Below are 25,642 nucleotides of genomic sequence, written 5' to 3' on the forward strand. Positions count from 1 at the left end.
ATTATTGGAAGCTCAAGTGGCTTTTCAATAACCTAGCTCTGCGCTTAATGCCCTGTATAGCTAAGCCGAAAAAAACCGCAAATAAGCCCCAGAGTTGTAGCCACTTGGGCATCACACTCGCCCAACTTGCGCCCATTTGATTGAGTTCTAACATCCCCATAATCGCGGGTACGGCGGGGATAAACTGCGAACCTAATACTAACGGTTCGGGGATGAGTGCTATCGGCCAGACAAAACCCGACACGAATAGGATCGGCATTGAAATCAACAGCAATACTTGGGTCGGTAAATCGCGGCGGGTAAACAAGGTGCTCATGGCGACCCCAGCGGCGGCGGTAGCCAATAAAAAAGGCAACAACCATAATGCCACTGTGCCAAGGCTCGCTTGAATACTGACGTGATACCAGTGGTAGCAATAGCCAACGTAGAAGCTAGTAAAAAAGAGATAAATCAACATGAAGGCGAGTATTCGCCCACATAAGAGTTGTACGGGAGGGACCTGCTGCCAATAGCCCTTCTGGCGCCACTGCCCCGCCCCAAGGATCCCTGTACCGATCAGCAGCGTTTGATGCAGGATCAGCAAAAACAGCCCGGGCACTACATAGGGCGTATACCCAAGACTTGGGTTAAAGGCGGGCACGCTATTTAAGTGCACCGAGTTCAGGCTCTGCTCGGCCTGTTTAGGATTTGTGCCTTGGGCCAACATGCCAATCAATTGCACTTGCTTACCCGCATCCATCCCCGCGCTCACTAAGCCTTCGGCCACCGCGGAGTAAATCAGGAAATAACTGGCATCGCCGCCATAGCTCAACGTTACTCCCTTACCCAGCATTAAGTCACGGCGAAATCCTTCGGGGATCACCAATAAACCATGGGCTTTACCGGTTTCGATAAAACGCTTCGCCTCGGTAATCGAACCAACTTGGCCTATGACTTGGATTTTTGCACTGGCGTCGGCGTGGCGGATCAACTGTCGGCTTAAGGACGAATGATCTAAGTCCACCACAATCAGCTGTTGCTCGGTCGGCACTTGGTTTAAATAGGGTAAAGGATACAAAATCGAATAAAACAGCACGCCGCCAAACAAGGTCACTGCGATCGCTTTATCGCTAATAATGGCCTTAAGTTCAGTTAACATCAGTCGCCAGATATTCATCCTATTGCCCCTTCGCAGGCAGAGCTGCGTTCGAGTCAACTACTGCCACCACATTATTAGCACTAACCGTGATCGGCAGTAATTGACGCGATAGCAAATAGATCAAAGGCAGCAAACAGATAAAGCCCCAATAACTGCTGAGTTGGCCCGCCACGCTCGGCCAAGTAGCGCCATAACTGACGACGCTCACATGGGACTCAATATAGTGGCTCGATGGCATGATCAGCCGCCACCACTGGGCTAATTGCGGCATATCATGGGTGGGGAAAGTGATCCCCATAAAGGCAAAGGCGGGCGCAAATAAAGCGGTACAAAAACTGATGACCCGCGCACTGTCACGCATCACTACAAAGATGAATAACACCAGACTCCAGACCGCCAGTAACATCACCAATTGTGCCACCAGCAATAGGGCTAAACTGCCCGCCATCGGCAGCGCCAGATACAAGTACAGCCAAGTTAAAATAAAGCCGCCTTGCAGCATCAATATCGGCGTAAACAACACCACTTTCGCCAGCACCTTAGGCCAAAAATGCTCGGTTAAGGTATTTGCTATACCATTGACCTGAGTCGTAGGCGCGAGATGCAGCTCTCGATTTAAGCTGTTGGCCATCACTAACATAGATAACAACTGCCACAGCGCAATCAGCACTGGCGGCACTAAGAAGCCTATATAGTTGTTATTTCGGTTAAAAAGCGCCGTTGTTTGGCTCTTGACTGGGCTTAAATTGACTGCGACTTGGGATTTAGGTGTACCGTTGGCGAGCTGTTTTAAGCCCGCTATTTGCAACAAACCATCACCCAGACTCAGCTGAATTTGGCTTGAGAGTAACTTACCCACCAGCAAAAATTGACTGTTGTAGCGCACATCTATGGTGGGCTTGTGGCCAGTGAGCAAATCTTTTTTCATATCATAGGGAAAGACCACAATGGCGTAGACTTTCGCCTGCTGCATCGCCGACACAGCCGCGGCTAAATCGGTGAAGTTTTGTAGCTCAGTCACAGGATTTGCCTTCAGCTGACGGGTCAGCATACGGCTTAACTGACTGTGGTCTTGATCGACAATCGCCACCGGTAATTGCCTTGGTAACCCCGCACTGAATAACCACCAGAGGCATAACATCCCAATAAGCGGAATATAACTGATCAGCGCTAACTGCCAAGGGTCGCGCCACAGCGCAGTGAGTTCACGGCGAACTAACGCGATGAGCAAGGCCATAAAGCTTCTGCTCGATGGCGGTGATTCACCCTTAGTCTTGTCGACCGTATTGGCGTTGGGCGTGCGTTCAGTCACGGCTGTTACTCACTGCGCAGCAACACAGACATACCGACACGCAGATCGGCAATCGGCTGGCTTGGACGCAATTCCACTTCGAAGGTGCGCATATCAAAATCGTGGCCACTTTCGGTCGAACGCCAAGTAGCAAAATCGCCCATCACGCTGATATGGGACACAGTAAAGTCCACATCCTGCCCGAGTGCTGGAATATTCAACTGAATTTTTTGGCCTTGCTTGAAGCGCTTAAGTTGATCTTCGCGCACTTGGAACACGGCCCAAGCATCCTGCATATCAATCAGGCTCACAATCGGAAAACCACTCGGCGCTAATTCACCCGCCTGCAATAACACGTCGCTGATTTCACCCGATTTAGGCGCGCGCATTTGGCTATCTTGCATAATGGCGTTAACTTCTTTTACCGCGCCTTCGGCCATACGGGCGTTACCGGCAGCAGCGGCTTTGGTTTCGACCCGCGCGCCTTCCTGCGCCATTTGATACATGGCTAAAGCCGCTTGCTCTGTGTATTTCGCCGCTTGCCATTGGGTAAAGGCTTCATCGCGTTTTTGTCTCGCTGCCACACCTTCGTTGAAGAGGTTTTCAACGCGGGTATAAGTGGTTTTAGCCAGCGTTGCCGCTGCCTGTGCCTTGAGCCATTGCTCTTTGGCCGCCATCACTTCTTGGCTACGGGCACCGTTGTTGGCTTCAAGCTGCATCGCTTGAGCGGCATCGCGGCCACCTTCGGCCTGCATCAACTTAGCATCCAACTCAGGGCTGTGGATGGCGAACAGCAAATCACCTTCGGCCACACTGTCACCACGGCGCACCAGCACTTGCTCGACGCGACCTGGCACCTTAGAGGAGACATTGTATTCGCGGGCTTCAATCTGGCCCTGCAACAGACTCGGCTGCGGACTGTAAGCCAGCTTGAGGCCATAGGCCAAGATAAGGCCTAATGCGACCAACGCCACAAGGGCAAGTATTCTGTTAGCGCGCATTGTTTGTCTCCTGCACTTGGGTAGGGGCTGAGTTTCGGGCTATGGTACGACCGATAAATTCATCTAATTGACCACTGATGGCCATTAATCTGGCATAGGCTTGCACATAACGATAACGGGCGGCCAGTTGTTGAGTTTTAACTGCGCTGAGTTTCAGCTCGGCATCGACTCTATCTATAGAGGTTGAAAGCCCTTGATTAAAGGCGATTTCCCGCAGGCGCAGGTTTTCGCTGGCGAGTTCGAGTGAGGTATCGAGCGCCTTCACTTCTTCTTCGGCCTGTAATAATTGGCGATAACTTTGATCCAGTAACAGACTCAAATCTTGCCGCGTTTGCGCCTTGGTATAACGGGCCTGCAAGAGTGCACTCTTGGCGGCTTCGACCTTACCACTGCGACCGTCGCGGCTGAGAATAGGCACTTTCACACCGACGCCGACCATCCAATCGGGCTCTACCTGGGAAAACAGGCTGTCGTCTTCGTAAAGCGTGTAATTACCAAAAAGGAATACTGTGGGGTGATATTTACCCTGTTCTAATGATACTAAGCCATTGGCCTGCGCTTCCTTCGCTTCGAGCAATTTAAGCGCTGGATGTTGGCTCAGCGTCACTTGAGTCAGCTGGCCTAAAGACGGTGCGTGCGGCAAGACAAATAGAGGTGACTCAGTACCAACATCGCTTTGCTGCAACATGCGCGACAGGGCGATAACCGCCATTTCATGTTGACGGCGAGCGCTACCTAAATTGACTTTGGCATTGTCTAAGGCGACCTGCGCATTGAGGCGCTCAACCTTAGCGATTTGCCCTTCTCGCTCTAACGCTAGCGCATGATCGACATGCTTAGTTAAAGAGCCGACGAGATCGGTTTGGGTGTTCACCAGCGCCAGCGTGACATCGACGGCATAGTATCTGTCGACCAATTGGGTAAATAAATCCCGAGTGGCGAGCTGTAACTCTTGTTGCTTCTCGGCCACCATAGCCGCGTGTATACCTTGGGCTGCGGTGATCTGCCCGCCCGTGTAAATCGGCCACATGGCTTGTAAACTGGCGCGGAAGATATCTTGCTCGGTAAAAGGCGTGACAAACATTGACCCCGGAATACTCGCCAGTGCCCCACCAAGGGCGGGTGGCAAAGTTGCGGGATCAAGGGAGGCTAAGGGATTGAGATCCCGAAGATCGAGTTCAATGGGTTTTTCGAGGTGGGTATAACTGCCATTAAGGCTCAAGGAGGGCAGATTCAAGCTCTCACCCGCCTCTTCTTCACCTTTAGCGCGATTCACTTCCTGGGATTGCGCTTGCAACTTGTCGCTCACCTTCAGCACTTGTTGCCAAGCGTCGGTAAAGCTTATGGGCTGGGCATGACCAACCAAAGGCAATGAAGATAATAGGCACAGCCAAGCCACACGTGATAGTTTCATTAACACCTCTAGAGTAGTTACTCTAATTTCCTTTGCGAATGATAACATTCATAGCAGGCAGCGGCTAGAACTCGCCTCCTTAAGTGTGGCGTAAAGCTTAGGCTCTAGATTCTAGATCTTATGCTGTACCACCCACAGTTAAGCGATCTAACTTCAAGGTCGGCTGGCCGACACCGACGGGCACACTCTGGCCATCTTTACCACACACACCGACACCTTTATCCAGAGCCATATCATTGCCGACCATGGAAATTTGCCCCATGGCTTCTGGGCCGTTGCCAATTAAGGTGGCGCCCTTAATCGCTTGAGTCACTTCACCATTTTCAATCAAATAGGCCTCAGATGCCGAGAACACAAACTTACCCGAAGTGATATCCACTTGGCCACCGCCGAAATTAGGCGCATAAATGCCCTTCTTGACTGACTTGATGATCTCGCTTGGATCCGACTGCCCCGCCGTCATATAGGTGTTAGTCATACGTGGCATAGGTAAATGGGCGTAGGATTCACGGCGACCGTTACCCGTGGGGGCGACACCCATCAGGCGGGCATTCAACTTATCCTGCATATAGCCCTTTAAGATACCGTCTTCGATCAACACGGTTCTTTGGGTCGGAACACCTTCATCGTCTATGCTGAGTGAACCGCGACGATTAGGCAAAGTGCCGTCATCGACCACAGTCACTAACTTAGAGGCCACCTGCTGGCCCATTTTACCGCTGAAGGCACTGCTGCCCTTACGGTTAAAGTCGCCCTCTAAACCGTGCCCAACCGCTTCGTGGAGCAATACGCCCGGCCAACCATTACCTAACACTACTGGCATTTCACCCGCTGGCGCATCGATGGCATTGAGATTGACCTGCGCTTGGCGCACGGCTTCACGGGCAAAGGCGAAGCACATAGGTAAACCTGTGTCATCGCTTGCCATTAACACGCCGTAGTCATGACGACCACCGCCACCGGCGCCGCCACGTTCACGTTTGCCGTTTTCTTCTAAAATCACGCTGCAGTTAAAGCGTACCAACGGGCGGATATCCGCCGCTAACGTACCATCGCTCGCGGCCACAAGAATTTCTTCATGTACGCCCGCAAGGCTAACAACCACTTGGATAATGCGGCTGTCTAAGCTGCGAATATAGGCATCAGCCTCTTTCAACAGACTGATTTTTTTAACTTCTTCCATCGCCGCTATCGGATCTAAACTATCGTACAGCGCTAAGGCTTGCTGGCGTTTAAAGGCTTGCACTTGTGTTTGTTCGCCGGCACTGGCAATACCACGGGCCGCTTCGGCTGCGGCACTCAGCGCGGCGGGAGTGATATCATCGGCATAGGCAAAACCGGTTTTTTCACCGCTGATGGCGCGTACACCCACACCGCGCTCGATATGGAAACTGCCATCTTTGATAATGCCGTCTTCCAGCACCCATGATTCATGGCGACTGCCTTGGAAATAGAGATCGGAAAAATCGATTGTGTGCTGATGTATGATGTTTAAATAGGTTTGTAGGCCATCTAACGCTAACCCGCCCTTCAATAAACTCTGCTCTACTTGTGCTAAAAATGGCATCGATGCTCTCTTTGACCCCAAGGGATCTTACTATTCTGAGTGTAAATTCGCTGTACGAGTTCTGTACGTAAATCGCAGTCTAATTCGGTATGGTTTATTTCAAGCTTGGCTCAAGGAAACGATTATGCTGCATAACGGGCATTTTACTACGAATGCTGTGCACTTCGGCTAAATCGATCTCAGCATGTACCCAACCTGTTCCCGTCTGGCGCTGGGCGATAATATTTCCCCAAGGACCGACGACCATGCTCTGCCCCCAGGTTTCCCGGCTACCTTCATTATGGGCTCCCCATTGGGCAGCGGCTAAAATAATGCATTGGGTTTCGATGGCCCTTGCCTGTAATAACACCTGCCAGTGGGCTTCACCCGTGACTTTAGTGAACGCCGAGGGAACAGTAATGATTTCGGCACCCGCTAGGCGCATCGCCCTAAAGAGGTCGGGAAAGCGTAAATCATAACAGACGGTCAGGCCAATTTTGCCAAAAGGTGTGTCGATAACACTAATGTGATCGCCGGGGCAAAAGGTTTCGCTCTCGCGGTACTGCTGAGTGCCGTCGGCGACATCCACATCGAAGAGGTGCAGTTTATCGTAATGCCCTAAGGTATCACCTTTATCATCAAACAAATAACAACGGCTATACACGCGGCCATCCTCGGCCAGTGCCGGAATAGTGCCCGCGACCATAAAGACCTGATATTTGGCGGCCAATGCACTTAACGCCGATTTGAGCGGGCTCTGATGAGCATCGCCCGCATAGGCAAGTTGCTGACTTTCGTGGCCACCAAAAAGCAGACTGCATTCGGGCAACACCACTAAATGGGGCGTATCGACATCCCGCTTTAGGTCCTTAAGCTGCGATTCGATAAATAGCAGATTGGCGCTGACGTCGCGGCTGCTCTGACATTGCAACAGGCTGATGTGCATTGTTATCTCCCTGAAGTTGCTTAATCGGTTCTACTACTGGCTGATCCTCTGGAGTGACGGGCGTGGCGGGAACTTCTGGTAAAGGCGTCGCTTGAGGTTGAACTAAATTTAAATCGGGCACTCTAGGCTGATCTGTGACTGGTTTTGGCTCTTCTGATCTAACCTCTTGGGGTTTTGATTCAGTTGATTTGGTTTCAGTCGGCTTAACGTTTTCTGGGTTAGTGACATCGACGTTATGGTTCTCGCCCTCGGTCGGTATCGCCGGGCGCTCAACACCAACCATAGGCAGAATCGACTCTGGAATTTCTATTTCTTTACTCTTGCGTTCCAACTCTTCGACCACAGGCTCCGCCATAGTGCCCGTCACCCTAAAACGAATTTCGGAGATCACCTCGATTACAGGCTCAAGCACTTTGGTTAGTGCGAACGCCCCTAGGCCCAATGTCCACGCACTGGTACTGAGCAGCACAACGGTCGGCACACTCGAGGCCAACTGCGGTACAAAGCGGATATCGTAATTTAAACTTTCAGTGGTGAGATCCGTATAGCCGCGAACCTTCATATTGCCCGCAATCGCATCCATTTCTGTGTCTGTCGTTTTCACTACGCCGTTATCAATTTGCAGATTGCCGCTGAAGGAGTTGAAATACATGCCCTGTCCAAACACATCACTGAAATCCAGCGACAATTTACGCACTAGAGAATCTAAGCTGAACAGGGAGAAAATCCGCGCGCCCTTGTCACTCACTTGAGATAAATAGCCTTTCCCTAACTCAAATTTGACCTTACCGTTTAAACTCTCGAGGGAAAATGCATAGGGGGCACCTTGCCAAGCAAGGTCGGCATTAACCTTTAATGGCGCCTCGTTTACGCCGGGATCAATCCCCAGCAGGTCACTCAAGTGGTTAAACTGGCGGGCATTTAAGCTCACAGATAACTCGGTTTGGTTTTGACCATTCTGCTGCTGCCAAATACCATTCCCCTGCAAAGACACCTCGGGAGTCGTCAAAGACAACGTCTGGATACGGTAACCTGATGCCTGTGGGCCCGCCTGCAACACTAGCTTGCCAAAGGGCTTATCGAAGAAGCGAAAATCATCCACATTCACCGCCACAGGCGGTAAGTTCGTTAGGACTTGGTCCGCACCAAAATCCGCCTCGGCCTCTTTTTTAACTTCAGGGGCAAAGTAAAACTTACTCGCCACCACCTTAAGCCCTTGGGTCATCCAATTAGGGTAAAAATCGACCCAACCTTCGAACTCACTGGCACTCGCATTAAAGCGCCAACCTGTATCATTAGGTTTAGCGTGCAATACGAGCCCAGTCAGACCTTGGCCCAATAAATCAAATTTGCCGATATTAGCATCAATCCCCACAACGGCTGGGAATAAATGCTGCCGAGGATCTTCATCGGCCAAAATCTCCGAGTTTACGGGCTTAGCCTCCTCCGAAACGAAGGCGTTAATCACGGACAACCAATTGGCTAATTTGCCACTGGTCACATCAATTTGGATATGGCCTTGCTCGGCAATACGGGCCTCATCCGCATCGAATAACCGCCCGAGCAGTAGATCAAAATAACTAAAACGTGCACCCGCATCCGCCTCGAAACCACCCACAAACTCAGCCTGTTTGTCGAGTCTGGCCGTGAGCGTCGTGCTGTGTTGGTCACCAGTAAACTCAGCCAAGAGTGGCCTAGGCTCATCCATAGGTTTAGCGAAAGCGCCCGGCAATGTTAACGCTGTGCCCACGAGGTCCGAATCCACTTTGGCCTCTATCTGATAGCCTTGGTCATTAAACAGCATATTGAGAGTGCCATTCCAGGTGAGTTTGCCTAGGTAGAAGTCGCTCAGAGGATTATGCAGTTCTATGGGCAAACGGCTAAGATCCCAGCGGCTCTTCAGCTTCACATTCAAGCCATAATCTTTACCCACTGGCTTAGTATCAAAACTGAGATCTAAGGGCTGCTCAAAGAGTTTTGCCTTAATGCCTTTACCCTCAACCTTCTCATTGGCAAATTGTACTGTTCCCGTCACCGCAGCAAGCGAAATACCAGGCTCGGCAATATAGACAGGGGTATTATTAAAAGCAATTTGGCCACGGATATCTTCGGCCTCCCCTGCGTATAACGGAATGCTGATATCTAAACTGCCAGTCACGGCGCCTTGAACCTGCACCACCTTCAAGGTATCGCCCACAGTATCCGCCAGTGGCGATGCCTGTAATACCTGAGTCGCCGCACGGCCCTGGGTAGCGAGTTCCGCCTGAATTTTTAATAGGGAATGCTTGCCCAGCGCCGGAATAAACACATGGGCGCCATCGGCGACCACATCCATTAACTTGCCCCGATTGACCCAAATATCCATGCGAGCATTCTCAAATAGCGCATCGAGGGATAAGTCAGTCACGGCGGGCCAATCGGGTTGAAATTGGTACTCGGCATTGTCTAGAGTAAATGCCGCTTGAAATACCCCGCTATTATCTTCGAAGGGAAAACGCGTTAACGCCCCCTGCCATAACACCTGCGCGTTTTGACTCTGCCCCGCCTTAATCGCACCATCGAGATATTCGGCTAGGCCGCTACCCATCGCCTTGACGGGAAAATACTTATCGGCATTGGCGGCGTTTTTCACTTGTACATTGGCGGCCAGTGACATCGACATAGCCGCACTAAAATCCAGTTTTAGGGCCGCATCGATACCTATATCTTGGTTTTCAAACTGCACCTTAGGCAGGCTAAGACTTGACTGCTCTATATCAAATAGGCCAGTTAATTGACCGACATTGAAGCTTAAAGGCGCGTTAAATTCATCGCCTAAATCCACAGTATAGGCTTGTTTGGGTAATGAAAAGATTAAGCTGTTATCCTGCCAGACTAAGTTAATATCCAATGGGCTGGTATTGGGGATCCCGTCACGCTTTAACCAATGTAGCTGCTTAATATCCGTGCTGGCGAGCCAGGGTTGTCGCTCATCTTGGTATAAACGGATCGGCCCAACACTGCCCTCTGGCGAGAGATGGAACCACTGTTTGAGCGCGGCCAAATCGACACCCGGGGCGAGGGGCAGAAGAGGAAAGAGCGTCTGCACATCGAGCCGATTAATATAGCCAAATAACGCTTTATCTTGCCGTTTAAGACCGAGTTTCAGTGCCGGCCAATGCTCACCATTGGTGATAAAATCCAGATCTGAGCTAACCAGCTGCCATCCTCTAGATTCAGGTATCCAGGCAATACTGCCCGATTGGATCTCAAATTTCTGTGGTTTATCCTCCATAGACCACTGCAACCAACTTGGCTCGAACTGCACCACACCTGAGCTTATACTGCGATGGGCAAAATCAAACCACGCCTTGAGGTTCACTACCCCTTCTAAGGGTAACTTTTGTTTAGGATTGTAGGGGTTTTGCTGACGGGATGCCCATTCGCCTAAGTCTAAGGATTGGGCGGCAAGGTAAATTTGTCCGCTTAAGGTGTCCGGCGCCGCGCCGTCACCCTTAATATCCAATTGCAGGCCAAGGGACTCATTGTCGGAGGCATTATTATCGAGGTAAATCTCACCGGCACCGCGGTGGCGCTCGCCGCTATTGTGCCAATTTAAACGCCGAATATGGATAGGACGATATTCATGCTGTTGACTTAACAGCTGCACCGAGGCATTGCTTAGGGAAAAACGGTCGAGTTGTTTTAGCAGTAACTTGTAGAGCCAGTCGATTTGCGCGGCTTCACTGGGCGCACTCGTGGAGGAGGTATCGGTTAATTTATCGATATCGAGGGCGACACTCACCCCTTCAAAATTCACATCTTCAATCCTTGGACTGCGCGCCAGTACGGATTGCCAAAAGTCGAGCTTGATTTGGACATTTTTGACTATCACAGTAACGGGCAATTTATCCTGGGGCGGGATGATCAGATTATCGATCCTCACCGCTGGCCCAAAGGCTTGCCACTGGGCGGATAATTCCTCGACTCGCACCTCGATTTGATATTCGCTTTTGACATAATCGACCAGCCGTTGCCGCACCCCATCAACCTGAGGCAGTAATCCGCGGATCAGGCTAACGGCGAGCGCGCACAGTACTAAGATTACCGCTAGCAGTTGCCAGCAGAAACGGCTCAGTTTTTTAGCGGTAAAAAGCGTTGCCACTACATCATCACCACATCGTATTTATGCTGGGAATACATGGGCTCGTTCTGCAAACGAATGCGCTTACCTATGTAAACCTCGAGTTCGGCCACTAAATGACTCTCATCGCCACTTAAGCTGTGGTAAACGGCGGGTGAGCAATAGAGTAAGAATTCATCGGCATCGTATGCCCGATTTAAGCGAATAATTTCACGGAAGACTTCATAGGATACAGTCTCAACCGTCTTCATGCTGCCCGTGCCTTGGCAGGCCGGACATTCGCCGCACACCACATGCTCTAAGCTCTCACGGGTGCGTTTACGGGTCATTTCGACTAGGCCTAAACCTGAAAAACCGCTCACATTGGTTTTCACCCTATCCTTGGCTAAGGCGCTATTTAAGCTATTGAGTACACGGGCCTTGTGGTCATCGCTCTGCATATCAATAAAATCGATAATGATAATGCCACCGAGGTTACGCAGGCGCAGTTGGCGCGCAATGGCTTGGGTGGCTTCAAGGTTAGTGTTAAAGATGGTTTCTTCAAGATTGCGGTGGCCGACAAAGGCGCCGGTGTTGATATCGACCGTGGTCATAGCTTCGGTTTGATCGATAATCAGATAACCACCGGATTTCAGCTCCACCTTACGCCCGAGGGCACGCTGGATTTCATTCTCGACATCATAGAGATCGAAAATAGGCGCAGGCCCCGAATAATGTTCAATCTTCTCGGCAATTTCCGGCATAAACTCTTGAGCGAAGGATTGCAACTCGGCAAAGGTGCGACGGGAATCCACTTGGATCCGGTCAAGCTCAGTGCCGACAAAGTCACGTACAATCCGCACCGGTAGCGCTAAATCTTGGTATAAGAGTGCCACGCCACGGCGCTGACGCCGCTCACTCACCTTGGACCAGACTCGACGCAAAAAGGCGGCGTCCTGGGCAAGCTCATCCTCCCCGACACCTTCGGCGGCGGTGCGAATAATAAAACCACCGTCTTCATCCACATAGGGTAAAGTGATGTTCTTGAGGCGACTACGCTCTTCTTCAAGTTCGATACGCTGGGAAACGCCCACATGGCTAGAGCCGGGCATAAAGACTAAATAACGGGAAGGCAGGGTGATATCGGTCGTCAGGCGTGCCCCTTTAGTGCCCAGCGGATCTTTCACCACCTGCACCATAATATCTTGCCCCTGACGCACTAGCTCGGCGATATCACGGACCACGAAATGGCCCTTCTCCACATCGGCGACGCATTCGGTATGCGGCACTATATCGGAGGCATGTAAAAAAGCGGCTTTATCTAAGCCTATATCCACAAAGGCGGCTTGCATACCGGGCAACACACGGCTGATTTTACCCTTGTAAATATTGCCGACTAACCCTCGTTTCATGCGGCGTTCAATATGCACTTCTTGCAATACACCGTGCTCGACTAGCGCCACGCGTGCCTCGGATGGGGTTACGTTGATCAGTAATTCTGAACCCATCTTGCGCTGTATTTTATTCGGATTTAAGCGGCTGGTATTCACGACTCACCCCATTCGGGAAATTAAATTAATTAATCGAAACAGTAGATTCTCTAAGCATGAAAACACTTTTAGGCAACTGAAATGCTCAGGGTTACGCTAACCCGGCACTCGCCAACAATTCGCGGGTTTCGACCAAAGGTAAACCTACAACGCAGGAATAACTGCCTTCAATAGATTCAACAAAACAACCCCCGAGCCCCTGAATGCCGTAACTGCCCGCCTTATCCATGGGCTCCTTCGAGGCCACATAAGCCTCGATATCCGCATCGGTTAAGGTGCAAAAACGCACTTGGGTCTCGACTAATCGCACTTGGGTGTGCTCACCGCAGGCCAAGGCAACCGCAGTCATCACTGTGTGTGTCTTACCCGATAATGCACGCAGTGCACGTTTTGCATCGGCGTCATCGATAGGCTTGCCTAAAATCTCGTTTTCAAGCACTACGATAGTATCAGAACCTAATACAGCAGGTTGTGACATACCATGACATAATTTGCGTCCAGCCTGAGCTTTTTCGGCGGCAAGACGCTGCACATAATCCTGTGGCGTTTCAGCTTCGAGGGGAGTTTCATCAATGTCGGGAGCGACTTGAGCAAAACTAAAATCGGCGCGCCCCAAACCAATATTGGCCAGCAATTCTTTACGGCGGGGAGACGTTGAAGCTAAAACTAAATTCACCGTTAACGAACCTTATAATGACGTCGAACCCGACGTAAAATCCAAAAAATCCAAGGCCAAATCACTAAACCCGAAATCGCGGGTAAGAAGAGATCCGTATGAAACACGGCGCCATCCATCACAAACTCAACCCAGTAGACGACTAAGTGATAAATACAAATCAACAGCATCACTACCAGCGACTGTTGCCACTTAGGAAAGTTTCGCAGCCGCTGACAATGCAGAATTGCAATGTAGATCACAAGCGACATGGCAAGGGAGCGCACACCTAAGGTCGCGCCAAGCAAGATATCCAACGCGAGCCCTAGCACCCAAGCCGTCAGTATGTTGTACCTGTGGGGTAAGGCAATAGACCAATAAATAATGACCATCAATAACCAATCGGGACGCCAAGCCTCCACAAGCGAAGGGAGAGGCATGATCTGGCTCAATAGCCCGATAAATAGGGTCACCCAAACGATGAGTCGACCATTAGCGGCTTGTAAACTCATTAATGCACCTCTGCTGGCGGTGGAGTGGTCGCAGCGCCCGTTGCAGCATTCGCACCATTCACATTAGTGCCGCCATTCGCATCTGTTGCAGCGCCCTGAGCCGTGCTCGCCGCGCCTTGAGTGCTTGGTGCACCATTGGTCGAATTGGGGTCCGGCTTAGCCTCTTCAGGCGGATGATCCGCCGCAGGCACAGGCACTTGGTGCGGCAAAGTCACACCCGAATCGGGGGATGGCCAAATCAGCAGTAAATAACGAATGCGGTCGAGGGCGGCTAAGGGTTGAGCCGTCACCCGTGCGTAACTCTGTCCATCCTCGGTTTGTACTTCTATCACTCGAGCGACGGGATAACCTTCTGGAAAGCGATTACCTAGGCCCGAGGTCACTAACAAATCGCCGACTCGAATATCGGTACTCTTAGCCACATGACGCAACTCAATCTCATCGAGTTCACCCGCGCCATTGGCGACTAGACGCACATCGTTACGGGTAATACGCACGGGTAAACCGTGGGACACATCGGAGAGCAGCAGCACGCGACTGGTCATCTCACTCACCTGCACCACCTGTCCAACAACGCCCTGAGCATCCACCACGGGCTGCCCTACAAAGACACCACTACGGGAACCGTGATTGAGAACAACATAATGGTGGGCGGGATCGCTAGCGACCTCCATCACCTCGGCCACCATCTTGCGGGAGTCCTGATAGGCGGGCGAGCCGAGCAAGGCGCGCAAACGCTCGTTCTCCTGACGCAGGTGTTCGAAGCGCTGCAGGCGCTCGCTCATTAATAACTGTTGTCTTAACAGCTCTTTATTTTGCAACGCCAACATATTACGAGTCGCAAAACTCTCAGACGACCAATCGAGCATAGCGCCGGGAAGACTGGCGAGATACTGAATGGGGCTTAAGGCCGATGACAGGGATTCACGGGCGGGATCGAGGCGGTGATTAGCGACGAGCAAGATCACCGACAAAATAATTGCCAGTGTTAAACGGAATTGGTTCGAAATACCACGAACAAAAATTGGCTTCATAGGAAAGCTAAGGCGGTGATTAACCGCCCCATACCGAAGTTAGATTAGGTTTCTTCGGAGAACAGATCGCCGCCGTGCATATCAATCATTTCGAGGGCTTTACCGCCGCCGCGGGCTACGCAGGTCAGAGGATCGTCCGCCACCATGACCGGAATACCGGTTTCTTGCATTAATAAACGGTCTAGATCGCGCAGTAAGGCGCCGCCGCCGGTTAACACCATGCCGCGCTCAGAAATATCAGAGGCCAATTCTGGTGGTGATTGCTCTAATGCCACCATGACCGCACTCACGATGCCCGATAACGGCTCTTGCAGCGCTTCTAAAATCTCGTTGCTGTTCAAGGTAAAGCTACGGGGTACGCCTTCAGCTAAGTTACGGCCGCGGACTTCGATTTCTAATACTTCATCACCTGGGTATGCGGTGCCGATTGTGTGCTTGATGCGCTCAGCCGTAGCTTCACCAATTAAGCTGCCATAGTTACGGCGGACATAGTTGATAATGGCATCATCAAACTTATCACCACCGATACGCACGGAAGATGAATACACCACACCGTTCAAGGAGATAATCGCGACTTCAGTGGTACCACCACCGATATCGACGACCATAGAACCCGTCGCTTCAGAGACAGGTAAACCCGCACCAATCGCCGCGGCCATTGGCTCTTCAATTAAATAAACCTCACGGGCCCCCGCGCCCATGGCTGACTCACGAATCGCACGGCGTTCAACCTGTGTCGCACCAACAGGAACACAGACTAAAACCCGTGGGCTTGGGCGAAAAAAGCTATTGTTGTGCACTTGTTTGATAAAGTGCTGCAGCATTTTTTCAGTCACATAAAAGTCAGCGATCACACCGTCTTTCATTGGGCGGATAGCTTGAATATTGCCGGGTGTTCGCCCTAGCATTTGTTTGGCTTCTGTGCCGACTGCGGCAACAGATTTCTGACCAGAGCTATTACGCTCACCACGTATAGCAACAACAGAAGGCTCATTGAGGACTATGCCTTCGTCACGAACATAAATTAATGTGTTAGCTGTACCCAAATCGATCGATAGATCATTAGAAAAAATGCCACGCAGCTTCTTGAACATGTAACTAGCCTGTATTCTGTGGAGTCAGAAGAAAAGAAAAATCAGCTAACTTTATCAATGCCACCCTGATTCCACAAGACCGTTGAGGTTAACAATCGCTAATGGAGTGATTTTTTTTCAAATGCGCTCCTCAAAAACAGTATTTAAGCGGAAAACACGCTTTATTGACTAAATTACCAACAACCAAAAACCGAAAGACATACAAGCTTGCAACATAAACAAAGCATCCATTTTGCATTTTCAGTGGCCACTCAGTTGCACTCGGGTGTTTAAAAAATATTCAACCTATGATTTCCCACTAAAGCGAGGTCAAAATTTAGTGGGATAGATTACTAAAACTAATTAATTGACCTCCCGCCAGTAGATGATTCTGTCGTTGCCTCGGTAACGGCCAAAAAAGGCACTCGCGCGGGGATCGGATAAGGTCGTTGGCGTTATGTCATTCCAGTTCCAATACCATTCGAGCCAAGCGGGTACATCTAAGGGCGCCGTCACTTGTCCGCGATATAACTCACCACTGGTTGTGATCGCTCGCCAGAGTAAATCAAATTGGCCCATTTGAAATGCCGATGCTGCGCCGGAACGATTAATGCTCTGTCCTGTGGTCAAATCTGGGTCAAAGTGATAGCCAAGGCCAGTATCATCAATTTGCGAACCCAGACCATACACAGCCGTTGTGCAGCTATCATCGGTATTTAATATCCAACTCGTCCCACTCCAGTATTCGGCCCTGGTCGGCATCTTCAGGGTTTCTGTTTCTGGGCCGTAGGTATTATCCATTATCACTCGGCCATGGCGCAGGGTTTGAGTGCTGATTTTCTTAGCATTACAGTGAGTGCATAGGCCTGTTGATGCCGCATCCATATCGGGTGAGGCTACATAGCTGAAAATACCATTAGGACGGGGATCGTTATCCAGTGCTTGCACCCCAATATCGAGTGACTCGAAGGGGCCGCCCTGATACAGATTACTCAATACATTAGGAGTTACTCGGCTAACGTTAGCGCGATAAGTGGCATCGACAGTCGCCACACCTTGGCTCCAACTCGCGGCATTGATAGGTAAGGCACTCAAACGGCTCTGGAGATCGATACCATTATTATTGTCTTCACCCACCAATCTTGCGGTCGCGAGGGAGAATGGCGGGAAATAGTTTTGCGTCACATCCCCACCAATGTTGAGCGCACTTAAGGTCATTGACATAGGAAATGGCTGATCCATATAGCTAAAGCTGCCACAGGCAGCAATAACCGAAACATCAGCCACTAAAAATCTGTCGGGCACAAAACGACCTAAATTAGCTGAGTAGGCAATGGGGATATTTAAACTGCCTGCAGCCCCCAGATAGTTCGGCGTCGCCTGCGCTGTGATTTGGAATACGCCGACTTCACTAATGCTCTGATTATTGAGGGTATTGAGATTATTGGCCTGCGCCGAGTGACTGTAGGATGCCACGCCTAATACCCCATCGTGGCCACCACTGGCAATGCTTGGCGCTATGACTCTAGTTGTAAGTTTCATCTGCGCGTCGCTAAAGTTAGCGGTTGGCAGGTTGCCACTGCAAAAATCGGCATCATTATCGGACTCCCAAGCCACAGCTTGCACTGTTATCCCAAAATCTTGCCCCGCCTTGCGATAGACATTACAGCTCATATTGGCACTTGGACAAAGGGCGCTGGTATCGACGGGTTTGACGCATAATCCCGCTGGCACGCTCACAAATTGATCTGCGCCCGTCATCACTAAATCTTGCTCATCACCACTGCCGAGGTATTGGGCAGATAATGCTAGCTTGCCCGCATCTGGGTAATTGACCGAGATGCTTGACTGCCCTGCGGCATCAAACACTAGGTTTAATGCCGTGGGCGTAGCGCTCGAAGTGCTAATCGCCGAGCTATTAATAGTGACGGCTTGGGGCGAAATAGGGACACTTGGTGTTTGATACCCGCTCCAAAAATTTACACTCTTCGTTTGCCCCTGAAAACTCGGCACACATTGCTGGCTTGCATCGGATTTTTTCACCGCTTTGACTAACACATCGACAGATTTATTGGCCAGTTTATCGGGAACATCGAAAATAAAACCGCTATCGGCAAAGGTGAGTGAGCAATTATTTTCACTTAACGCGCCCGCGCCAATCCGGCACAGGGTTTTACTTAAAGGTTTAGTCGTAGGATTTGAGCCCTTGACCCCCAGAGTCACAACCCCAGGCGTATTACGCCTCAGTTGCAATTGCGTCGTACCATTGGTGAAACTGACTTGATTCCCCCCAATCCACACCCCATCGGCCGCAGAATCGGGCAATAAAGTCGCCGTAAGGGGATCGGTGAAAAGCTGGCTACAACTCGCATTCGCACAGGCTCTGATGGTCACAGTCTCAGGATTACAGGTTAATCCCTGGCCCGTATGATCAAATTCGAAGTGATCGATTTGAGCACCAATAGGATTCGATTTAAGTGCACAAATCTGCACATTATCAATCTCATGATTATTATTCGAGCCACCAGTAGAACCTGTTAGCGACAGCAGAAAATCATTGGGGATTGCGGCCTGCCCAGCTTCCGCAGCCGCATCAAACATGGGCACTAAGGTCACAAATCCCGACCCAGTATTGCGCTCAATTTTAACCATAGACCGACCAGCAGATTGGGAGTCGATCGTGATTTTATACCTATGGGCGGGCGACACATTATTGTTATCTACCACTGGTGATAGGCAGCTACCACTGGTATTGGTCGTACCGTCATTACAAGCCCCATGTAAATAGCGATAGCCACTGGTCCCCACACCCGAACCGCGAACCGCGACCGACTGGCGCCGCTGGCCAATATTATAACTGCCGCCCTCACCGGAGAAATTACCGTACTCATCGACCCCAACCCCAAGCCAACCACCGGCAAAACCGCTAATACCGGGTTTATAGCCATAACCTAGGGGGCCGCCAAAGGCACCGGGCTGCGGAGTGATAGACGCATCCGACAACACTAAGGCAATACCGTCGGCACCATTGCCACCGTAGGCATAATGGTCAAACTGGATCTCCACAAGGTTATCTGCGGCTGGAAAGAGCCTTTGATAGGTCGATGCCGTAGATTGGTTCGATTGGGCCTCGGTTAAACGTAAACGACCACCTTGAATCGAAGGAGTAAAGGTTCCGCTACTTCTGGAAACGATCCAATCGTTGCTTAATGTACTCAAGGAGAAATTATCGTTAAAGCACTGCAGCACAACAGGTGCGATTTTCTCTAACGCCACAAAACCATAGTCTTCAGACACATGACTACGGTCAGCGTCTTTATAGGTATCCTCATCATTAACCATACTGACGTGCGATGGGGTAAGGGTACAACGTCTTAGCCAACCACCATCACTTCCATTGTGAGATGACTTACCCGCCACCAAGGTGGGTTCATTTTCAAACCCAGTAAGCGTTGTTGTGTAAGCACATTGTTGGGTTAACGAACTTCCTGATTGATGAGTTATTGCATTGGCAAACTGATAACGAACATCTTCACCACTAAGAACTATTGTTCCGACACTAGGCTCAAGGGCAAGATAAGCAATGGTTTCATCGTCGAGCGACTTTTTATGTCCGGGTTCGCAACGTCGATTATTGCTATTTCCACTATAAACTTCGGAAGTATCTAAATTTAATTGGATGCCGCCACTATAGGACTGGGACACACTGGTTAACCAACAGTCATTATTGCGGGTTTGCAACTGATTTAACCTGACGGTCAAGCCTGAATCCAAAGGCTGATTGACCCAGGATGACGAAGACATATTCAAGGCACTATTTGTCACTACTGTCCCCGCCGTTAAGCGTTTACCATTCGATAATATATAGTTGCCAGGAGTTACAGCGATCCAATGCACTTCTGGCATAGTGACCGCCGCAGTGCTACTTGGCGGTTGCCGCTGAGTCCAACTAAAACCAGTCGCTGATACGCTACTGATAAACGCCGACGAGGGACCATCGCCACTTGGATTTGACGACGAAATTGTCGGCATTAAAAACACTAGCGGCGTGACACCAGCCGGAAACGCATGCTCGAAGGTAACGGAGGTTGAAGTTGCTTTACCAAATTGCAAATCGAGTTGCGGGTTAGTCCTGCTACGGGCATTGATTGTTGCATCTGTGTTCATCTCGAGATAACGGGCGGTAACTCGGCCATTAATGATTGATGAAGTATTCATCTGCAATCTCGCGTCGCTATAGACAAAGCCATTAATACTAGTAGTGTCATTCAAGTTAATGTCGCTATAGCCTATTAAGGTCAAATTATTATTGCCCACTTGATTCACTGAACCATTAGTGAGCCCGACACTATTGCGCACAAATATTCTGACATCACCAAGCAATTCGATTTGCGCACTACCATTAATTTGTAAAGTATCTACCCAGTAATCACCGGCTGACAGCACCAATTTCGCGTCACCACCGAGCTCAATTGAGCGAAACACATATTCAGAAAACGTGGAAGAAGTAGTCAACGTACAAGTATTATATAAAGCAATAGCACCATATTGATTGGTACCGCTATTGCCGACATTAATCGATTGGCCTGCGGTGCAATAAGAGATCCCACCGCCACTTTGTGAATTGCTAGGAAAATCTGAGCTATTGAGTTTTAGCCCTCTTAAATCGCTTCCTGTTATGCTGCACTGTCTTGAGCCACCTAATGCCGTATCGCAACCATTTTCCGCTAAGCCACTGCCGACAGAACAAAAATTTAACGCTAATCCAGCTGTGCCATTGATTTTGGCGTTGGTGTACTGCTTAAACTGTTCACTGTTGATTTGATGACACACGTTGTTGTTATTACCGTGCTGGCCCTGAGCAACAGCAGGGAAATAAATATTGTCATCAATCGGGCCATAGGCGAACGTAGGCACGGCCAACAGCATGGCAACTAGGCTTAAACCAAGATACACACAAAAACGAAAACTAATCACGGGCTTCTACCTCGACTTGGCGGCTAACACGGGTATCACCACTCTCACAAACCGCTTGGCTGGTAATACGGTACTGGGTGACAGATCCCACCGAATACGCAGTGCAACTTAAAGTCACGTTACAGGCATGAAAACCGACCACAGCGGGTGGCGTCCAAGTACTATTTGCCGAACAAACGCCCACGGCACCATTAAGTGGAAATAACAGTGCTAACGCCGCATCGGCGCCGCTATTGGCCGCGGCTAATGCCCGCGTTCCCCACACTTCCTGAGTCAATCCCGTATCCGCATCTTCAACTATGTTGATTAAAGCTGCGGCCAATAGAAACATCACAGTAATCACAAAAATGCCAATAATGAGTGCACTTCCACCTTGGTGGGAGCGCAATGTCACCCTATATGGTCTTGGACGCTCTGGGCTAAAAAAGTTAGGGGACATTGATCACCTGCACTTGATGTCGATATTGGAAGGTTTCACCATTAACCGTAAATCTAGGTTGCAAATGCACCATGGCATTATTCACTAAGGTGGATGGCGTTAGTGTCATCGGCAAATCACTGCTATCGGTGAAACTATTAATCATATTTTGCGCCATCAACACCCCTGCCCCCATATCAATAGGGCGAGGCTGGCTGTTATTAAACTGATACCCAGTATAGCGCTGCAATATTAACTCATTACTAGATGGCACTTTTTCAAAGCAATAACTGACAGGTGCAGAAGCAAAATAAATCCGTTGTCGCGGTGACGCCTCGGCAAAGCGAGTTGACGCCATAAAGGTAAGAGTGACTTGATTAGCCAGATTAGGCGGCTCACCTGGGGGGGTAAAAGTTTTAATCTGTGCCCGCTTTTGTCTGGCGCTGTTATAGACATCGCTATCGATCAAAGGATAAATCCAAATATATTGGTTTTCCTTAATCTTATCGGTCGCATTGAGAATCACAGTTCCCGTTAAGGCAGTCGCATTCGGTGCTATCGGCATAGATAAATAAGTGGTGCTGGCTTCGGTAGGCACAAATTCAACACATTGATAGGTTAACGAATCACTATTAACACGCACACTGTTAGGCAGGGCGCTGCGTAGCTCACGGGTCATACGCTCGACGGCAAAACGGCTCTGGCTTAACACTTGATCGACCGAACTCGATTCGACAAAAATTCGCGTGCCAAAAATAATAAAACTGCTCACCCCCACCACCAGAATGCCTAAGATAAGGATCACAGTGACCATCTCGACTAAGGTAAAACCTCGTGTGGATGTTTGCATACGCTTTGCTGATAAAGAGCCCATTAGTAATTACTCCTCACCATATTGTAAGTAATCACTTCACCATCTGGCGTAGTCACATTAATGGTCACTAACTTAGTATTGGGCGCAGGCCCATAGGCGACTGCGACATTTAAACGATAGTTAGGGTAAGCCTGCGCATAGGTTTGGCTTGAGTTGAGCATAGTCGCGGTTTCAGTTAAGCCGTGGTAATCGTCAACATCATCATAATCGTTGCGACTTTCTCCCTCATCTGCCCATTTCCACTGTGATGGCCCTAAATTGGTCACACTTGAGCAAGGCAGCCCTAGCGGACTCCCACAGGCGGGTACGCCCCCATTGGCATTGGTATTTTCATCGTAGCGCTTACCCCAGATTTCATTCATCACCGAATGGGCCAGTTCGGCGCTTTGCACCCTATGTAAGGTCTTCGCCGCGCGATCCGCCTGGGGAAATAACATACTGCTGAGCATCACTATGGCAATGGCGATCACTAACATGCCGACCACTAACTCAATCAGAGTAAATCCCCGAGGGTGAACCGGGCTTAATCGAATACCTCTAGCGCTAATTGGCATAGATGTAACCCTCGCTAGAGATATTGATGATCACAGTCTCATTGGCGGTGACTTTAATACAGTTGCCATTACAGCCCAACGAAGGCCGGCCATGGGTATCAAAATCAATATTAAAGCCACTGGCATCGTTACTCACTAACGCAAGGCTCGCTCCACCTTGGAATGCTTGGGCATAGAGTGGATTGGGTGAGAGCACAGCACCCGTGCAACCAGTACTATCACGGCCCGCAAATTGACTCGTCTGATAACCTGAACTCGATACGGCGAGGCGATAACATCTATCGGTATTATTGAGGGCCTTTTGCTGCACTTGACGCAGTTCGGCGATAAATTCATTACGCAGGCTATAGGCGCTATAGGATGATTGAGTAAACAGACGCGGCAAGACAGTCACAGCCAAAATCGAAATCAAGATAATGGTCGTCACTAACTCAACTAAGGTAAATCCAGTCTGTTTCGCCATGGGAAAATTAACCATTGTCCATATTAGGTTCTAGGTTCTAGGTTCTAGGTTCTAGGTTCTAGGTTCTAGGTTCTAGGTTCTAGGTTCTAGGTTCTAGGTTCAGTTTCTGCCAACCGTTTGATTAAGGCAAATAAATTGCTATAAATTTGGATGCAAATTCTAAGTAAATTCATTTTGTTGCAACCGATATAACACACCTGTTTTACCTAAAAAAAAGGCCTGCTAGGCAGGCCTTTTTCCGTAGTTCACATTAACAACCACTATCTGTAATAACATATTTAGGCAGTTCAGCAGGGGTTACTGGCGTTGCTGATGTATTAGCAGCTTTTGCTTCTGTATAAGTTAAAAAGCAATTATCAGGAGCACCATGAGCATAAATTTTAGCAGTCCCGGGTGTTCCTGCAGTTGGATCTATAATCCAATCTGCAGTACTAAGCTGAGGATCAGCTTTAACGTCGAAAGTAATATCCATACCAGCTTCTAATGACGCTTTTGTTGCTAGCATATAACCATCAAGAATTGCGATTGTTCCAGTGTCTCCCAACGAAACGCTCGGCTGTGATCCCTTTTCTTTACCAGCTAATGCAGCTTTTGAATAAACTAGGCTATTAGCACCTTGGATTGCACCTTTTACACCCTGTAATGCGGAAGCTCTTGCATCTTTTTGCAGGTTAATAAACTTAGGGGCCGCTGTGACAGCAAGAATACCTAAGATAATGATTACAACGACTAATTCAATTAAGGTAAAACCTTGTTGTCTTTTCATATAAAACTACCTTTTTCCTTGAGGACGATTAAAATTACGCAACTTATAAACTAAACTACTTATAAACCAAGCAACTAAAAATACAAAATAAATTAATACCTTAAATTACTATCAAGGTGAGAATGGGGTTTGGGTAAAGCTTAATACTGTGCCTGTACCAGGGTTATATACCACACCTTTAGCACCCGCTGTGGATAAATCCGGTGCAGGTGTTGGCACACCCGTCGTTTGATTTAGCACTAGTGAGGCCACTTGATGGTAAACACATAAATCTAAACCTGTGACAACCGCACCGGTAATGGCATTGGCACTGCCACCCGCGCCATCGATAACCCGTACCGTATAACGTTGATTGCGGGCATCCTGAGTGTAAAGCACATTACGCGGAGCGCTCTGCAACACAGTATTAAACACTTCTTGGCAACTGGCATCCGTCATAGTAGTCACATCAGTCACAGAGGTACCCGTTGGATAACCAAAACGTGGATCGAGAGAAACTGACGTACCATCCAGGATGACGCTGTTATTTTGGCGTCCATCGACTTCCCACTGCGAGCGCACAAAGCTCACCGCCGTCGATAACCCACCCGCGACACCATCAACGCTCGCATCTTGGGCATCATCAGTCACATTTAAAAAACGCGGAATTGCCGTTGCGGCCAACAGACCTAAAATCACTATTACTATGACCAATTCGATTAATGAAAAACCATTTTGCTTAGTTTTCATCAGCTTCTCCCTATTTTTAACGATATCCATTCTAACAGCTAAATCAGTTTAAAAAAGCCTGTTACTTAACAATATTTTATTTTTGCGTCAAAAAAATGACCCTGCCAGAGTTAAGTTGATAGCCGATACTATCGCCATTTTGCGAGCGATAACGACAGCTAGTGTCCTTGGAAAGAAACTCTCCTACTAAGGTGTCTTCCTGCAGTTCACTTCCCATTAACTGCAGCCATAACTCCTGACAGCCTAGATGATCTAACTGCTTAGGCTGTGGCCAACCTAAGGCACTCATCTTAACAACGCTTTGCCCTACAGTTTGGCTTTGATCGGTAAACACCTCCCAATCTAACTGTAACTGTGCAGGTTTGCCAAGGGATAACCACTGGGAGCGCACCATAGCGAGGACGTTCAAAAAACGCGTATGCTCCAATTCCACGCTCCGAGCTGCAACCTGCGGCATAGTGGAGAAATACCTAATGCCGATGACTGCCATCATCACTAACACTAAAATAATAGTGATCATACGTCCGTAGACCCGCAATAGATCGCCTTCGGCCTTCTGCTGGCTCTGCATCTATTTATCCCCTTCTAATGGCAAATGT

General features: G+C 49.4%; 20 protein-coding genes. All 20 read right to left on the reverse strand.

The window, feature by feature from the left end; all coding sequences use genetic code 11:
* Window position 1 precedes the first annotated feature (1 nt).
* Entirely contained in the window at window positions 2–1,156 is a 1,155-nt protein-coding gene (locus COW15_RS14850; RefSeq protein ID WP_293633284.1) for an ABC transporter permease, read from the reverse strand.
* 1 nt (window position 1,157) lies between these two features.
* The gene (locus COW15_RS14855; protein WP_293633335.1) at window positions 1,158–2,375 is read right to left on the reverse strand and encodes an ABC transporter permease; all 1,218 of its coding nucleotides are present in this window, start codon (window positions 2,373–2,375) and stop codon (window positions 1,158–1,160) included.
* An 80-nt stretch (window positions 2,376–2,455) separates the two neighbouring features.
* Window positions 2,456–3,430 carry an efflux RND transporter periplasmic adaptor subunit gene (locus COW15_RS14860; protein WP_293633285.1) on the reverse strand — a complete coding sequence of 325 codons (975 nt, stop codon included), beginning with the start codon at window positions 3,428–3,430 and terminating at the stop codon, window positions 2,456–2,458.
* Window positions 3,420–4,844, reverse strand: a complete 1,425-nt coding sequence (locus COW15_RS14865) for a TolC family protein (RefSeq protein ID WP_293633286.1) — start codon at window positions 4,842–4,844, stop codon at window positions 3,420–3,422. The genes COW15_RS14860 and COW15_RS14865 overlap by 11 nt, the downstream gene beginning before the upstream one ends.
* Before the next feature lie 118 nt (window positions 4,845–4,962).
* On the reverse strand, window positions 4,963–6,411 hold the full coding sequence (gene tldD / locus COW15_RS14870; RefSeq protein ID WP_293633287.1) for a metalloprotease TldD: 1,449 nt from the start codon (window positions 6,409–6,411) through the stop codon (window positions 4,963–4,965).
* 94 nt (window positions 6,412–6,505) lie between these two features.
* On the reverse strand, window positions 6,506–7,336 hold the full coding sequence (locus COW15_RS14875; RefSeq protein ID WP_293633288.1) for a carbon-nitrogen hydrolase family protein: 831 nt from the start codon (window positions 7,334–7,336) through the stop codon (window positions 6,506–6,508).
* Window positions 7,260–11,480, reverse strand: coding sequence for a YhdP family protein (locus tag COW15_RS14880; protein WP_293633289.1), 4,221 nt, complete (start codon window positions 11,478–11,480; stop codon window positions 7,260–7,262). The genes COW15_RS14875 and COW15_RS14880 overlap by 77 nt, the downstream gene beginning before the upstream one ends.
* Window positions 11,480–12,946, reverse strand: a complete 1,467-nt coding sequence (gene rng / locus COW15_RS14885; RefSeq protein WP_293633336.1) for a ribonuclease G — start codon at window positions 12,944–12,946, stop codon at window positions 11,480–11,482. Before rng ends, COW15_RS14880 begins: the two co-directional genes overlap by 1 nt.
* Window positions 12,947–13,079: 133 nt before the next feature.
* Window positions 13,080–13,664 carry a nucleoside triphosphate pyrophosphatase gene (locus COW15_RS14890; protein ID WP_293633290.1) on the reverse strand — a complete coding sequence of 195 codons (585 nt, stop codon included), beginning with the start codon at window positions 13,662–13,664 and terminating at the stop codon, window positions 13,080–13,082.
* A 2-nt stretch (window positions 13,665–13,666) separates the two neighbouring features.
* On the reverse strand, window positions 13,667–14,155 hold the full coding sequence (mreD, locus tag COW15_RS14895; RefSeq protein ID WP_293633291.1) for a rod shape-determining protein MreD: 489 nt from the start codon (window positions 14,153–14,155) through the stop codon (window positions 13,667–13,669).
* On the reverse strand, window positions 14,155–15,189 hold the full coding sequence (gene mreC, locus COW15_RS14900) for a rod shape-determining protein MreC (RefSeq protein WP_293633292.1): 1,035 nt from the start codon (window positions 15,187–15,189) through the stop codon (window positions 14,155–14,157). Before mreC ends, mreD begins: the two co-directional genes overlap by 1 nt.
* 44 nt (window positions 15,190–15,233) lie before the next feature.
* On the reverse strand, window positions 15,234–16,283 hold the full coding sequence (locus COW15_RS14905) for a rod shape-determining protein (protein ID WP_007651015.1): 1,050 nt from the start codon (window positions 16,281–16,283) through the stop codon (window positions 15,234–15,236).
* A gap of 342 nt (window positions 16,284–16,625) precedes the next feature.
* On the reverse strand, window positions 16,626–21,191 hold the full coding sequence (locus COW15_RS14910) for a DUF6701 domain-containing protein (protein WP_293633337.1): 4,566 nt from the start codon (window positions 21,189–21,191) through the stop codon (window positions 16,626–16,628).
* A gap of 40 nt (window positions 21,192–21,231) precedes the next feature.
* Window positions 21,232–21,678 (reverse strand): MSHA biogenesis protein MshP, encoded by a 447-nt coding sequence (locus tag COW15_RS14915; RefSeq protein ID WP_293633293.1) that lies wholly within the window; start codon window positions 21,676–21,678, stop codon window positions 21,232–21,234.
* Complete coding sequence (locus tag COW15_RS14920) at window positions 21,668–22,531, reverse strand: type II secretion system protein (protein WP_293633294.1); 864 nt, start codon at window positions 22,529–22,531, stop codon at window positions 21,668–21,670. The genes COW15_RS14915 and COW15_RS14920 overlap by 11 nt, the downstream gene beginning before the upstream one ends.
* Window positions 22,531–23,085 (reverse strand): type II secretion system protein, encoded by a 555-nt coding sequence (locus COW15_RS14925; protein WP_293633295.1) that lies wholly within the window; start codon window positions 23,083–23,085, stop codon window positions 22,531–22,533. The genes COW15_RS14920 and COW15_RS14925 overlap by 1 nt, the downstream gene beginning before the upstream one ends.
* Window positions 23,075–23,563, reverse strand: a complete 489-nt coding sequence (locus COW15_RS14930) for a prepilin-type N-terminal cleavage/methylation domain-containing protein (protein ID WP_293633296.1) — start codon at window positions 23,561–23,563, stop codon at window positions 23,075–23,077. Before COW15_RS14930 ends, COW15_RS14925 begins: the two co-directional genes overlap by 11 nt.
* Before the next feature lie 235 nt (window positions 23,564–23,798).
* Window positions 23,799–24,314, reverse strand: coding sequence for a type II secretion system protein (locus COW15_RS14935; RefSeq protein WP_293633297.1), 516 nt, complete (start codon window positions 24,312–24,314; stop codon window positions 23,799–23,801).
* Between the two features lie 111 nt (window positions 24,315–24,425).
* Window positions 24,426–25,043 (reverse strand): prepilin-type N-terminal cleavage/methylation domain-containing protein, encoded by a 618-nt coding sequence (locus tag COW15_RS14940; RefSeq protein ID WP_293633298.1) that lies wholly within the window; start codon window positions 25,041–25,043, stop codon window positions 24,426–24,428.
* A 76-nt stretch (window positions 25,044–25,119) separates the two neighbouring features.
* Entirely contained in the window at window positions 25,120–25,614 is a 495-nt protein-coding gene (locus COW15_RS14945; protein WP_293633299.1) for an MSHA biogenesis protein MshF, read from the reverse strand.
* Window positions 25,615–25,642: the final 28 nt, after the last annotated feature.

It is taken from the genome of Shewanella sp. CG12_big_fil_rev_8_21_14_0_65_47_15 (assembly GCF_002783505.1).
GTDB lineage: Bacteria > Pseudomonadota > Gammaproteobacteria > Enterobacterales > Shewanellaceae > Shewanella.

What these genes read in the sequence shown, in the direction of transcription:
- COW15_RS14850 (WP_293633284.1), bottom strand. Translation starts at nt 1,156, where the DNA reads ATGAATATCTGGCGACTGATGTTAACTGAACTTAAGGCCATTATTAGC.
- COW15_RS14855 (WP_293633335.1), bottom strand. Translation starts at nt 2,375, where the DNA reads ATGGCCTTGCTCATCGCGTTAGTTCGCCGTGAACTCACTGCGCTGTGG.
- COW15_RS14860 (WP_293633285.1), bottom strand. Translation starts at nt 3,430, where the DNA reads ATGCGCGCTAACAGAATACTTGCCCTTGTGGCGTTGGTCGCATTAGGC.
- COW15_RS14865 (WP_293633286.1), bottom strand. Translation starts at nt 4,844, where the DNA reads ATGAAACTATCACGTGTGGCTTGGCTGTGCCTATTATCTTCATTGCCT.
- tldD (WP_293633287.1), bottom strand. Translation starts at nt 6,411, where the DNA reads ATGCCATTTTTAGCACAAGTAGAGCAGAGTTTATTGAAGGGCGGGTTA.
- COW15_RS14875 (WP_293633288.1), bottom strand. Translation starts at nt 7,336, where the DNA reads ATGCACATCAGCCTGTTGCAATGTCAGAGCAGCCGCGACGTCAGCGCC.
- rng (WP_293633336.1), bottom strand. Translation starts at nt 12,946, where the DNA reads ATGGGTTCAGAATTACTGATCAACGTAACCCCATCCGAGGCACGCGTG.
- mreD (WP_293633291.1), bottom strand. Translation starts at nt 14,155, where the DNA reads ATGAGTTTACAAGCCGCTAATGGTCGACTCATCGTTTGGGTGACCCTA.
- mreC (WP_293633292.1), bottom strand. Translation starts at nt 15,189, where the DNA reads ATGAAGCCAATTTTTGTTCGTGGTATTTCGAACCAATTCCGTTTAACA.
- COW15_RS14905 (WP_007651015.1), bottom strand. Translation starts at nt 16,283, where the DNA reads ATGTTCAAGAAGCTGCGTGGCATTTTTTCTAATGATCTATCGATCGAT.
- COW15_RS14910 (WP_293633337.1), bottom strand. Translation starts at nt 21,191, where the DNA reads ATGCTGTTGGCCGTGCCTACGTTCGCCTATGGCCCGATTGATGACAAT.
- COW15_RS14915 (WP_293633293.1), bottom strand. Translation starts at nt 21,678, where the DNA reads ATGTCCCCTAACTTTTTTAGCCCAGAGCGTCCAAGACCATATAGGGTG.
- COW15_RS14920 (WP_293633294.1), bottom strand. Translation starts at nt 22,531, where the DNA reads ATGGGCTCTTTATCAGCAAAGCGTATGCAAACATCCACACGAGGTTTT.
- COW15_RS14925 (WP_293633295.1), bottom strand. Translation starts at nt 23,085, where the DNA reads ATGCCAATTAGCGCTAGAGGTATTCGATTAAGCCCGGTTCACCCTCGG.
- COW15_RS14930 (WP_293633296.1), bottom strand. Translation starts at nt 23,563, where the DNA reads ATGGTTAATTTTCCCATGGCGAAACAGACTGGATTTACCTTAGTTGAG.
- COW15_RS14935 (WP_293633297.1), bottom strand. Translation starts at nt 24,314, where the DNA reads ATGAAAAGACAACAAGGTTTTACCTTAATTGAATTAGTCGTTGTAATC.
- COW15_RS14940 (WP_293633298.1), bottom strand. Translation starts at nt 25,043, where the DNA reads ATGAAAACTAAGCAAAATGGTTTTTCATTAATCGAATTGGTCATAGTA.
- COW15_RS14945 (WP_293633299.1), bottom strand. Translation starts at nt 25,614, where the DNA reads ATGCAGAGCCAGCAGAAGGCCGAAGGCGATCTATTGCGGGTCTACGGA.